Origin of the sequence: Cecembia lonarensis LW9 (genome assembly GCF_000298295.1) — a bacterium.
Taxonomy (GTDB): domain Bacteria; phylum Bacteroidota; class Bacteroidia; order Cytophagales; family Cyclobacteriaceae; genus Cecembia; species Cecembia lonarensis.
Genome location: NZ_AMGM01000301.1, coordinates 1 through 674, shown reverse-complemented (window position 1 = coordinate 674; position 674 = coordinate 1). Strand labels below are relative to the sequence as shown.

1 pseudogene is annotated in these 674 nt (G+C 65.1%); it reads left to right on the top strand.

Features of this window, described 5'->3' with window-relative positions:
* Positions 1-114 precede the first annotated feature (114 nt).
* Positions 115-674 (top strand): annotated as a pseudogene (gene paaC / locus B879_RS24230) (1,2-phenylacetyl-CoA epoxidase subunit PaaC); the annotation flags it as partial.

Below are 674 nucleotides of genomic sequence, written 5' to 3'. Positions count from 1 at the left end.
GGCGTGCGGCCCTGGAGCTCATCATCGACGGCGAGCAAGGTGAGACCCGGATGTGGGTTTCCAGCGGAGCGGATAACCACATCCAGAAGCTGGTGCACGAGGGCGCCGAACCCGATGGATTCAGCGTGGGGAGACGCCCTGATCCTGGCCCAGAGGCTTTCGCACTGGATCTCCCGCGGACCGGAAATCGAGGAAGACATCGCGCTGGGCAATATTGCCTTGGACCAGCTGGGCCACGCGCGCTCCTTCCTGTCCTACGCCGCCAAGGCCTGGGGACAAGGACGAGGACGACCTGGCCTACTGGCGCGAAGAGGAAGACTTCCGCTCGCTGCACCTCGTCGAGCAGCCCAACGGAGACTTTGGCGTGACCATCATGCGCCAGCTGATGATCTCCATCTACCAGCACCTGCTGTACACCGAACTGCTGGAATCCAGCGATCCCACGATCGCCGCGATCTGCGCCAAGGCGGTCAAGGAAGTGGACTACCACCGCGACCACGCCATCTCCTGGACCCTGCGCCTGGGTAGCGGCACCGAGGAATCGGCCGCCCGCATGCGCCACGCGCTGGAGGTGCTCTGGCCCTATGTTGGCGAGATGTTCGAGGACGAGGAACTGCACAGCGCCCTGGGCGATGTTGCCGTGGCTCCCTCGACGCTGCGCGCGGCCTGGGACG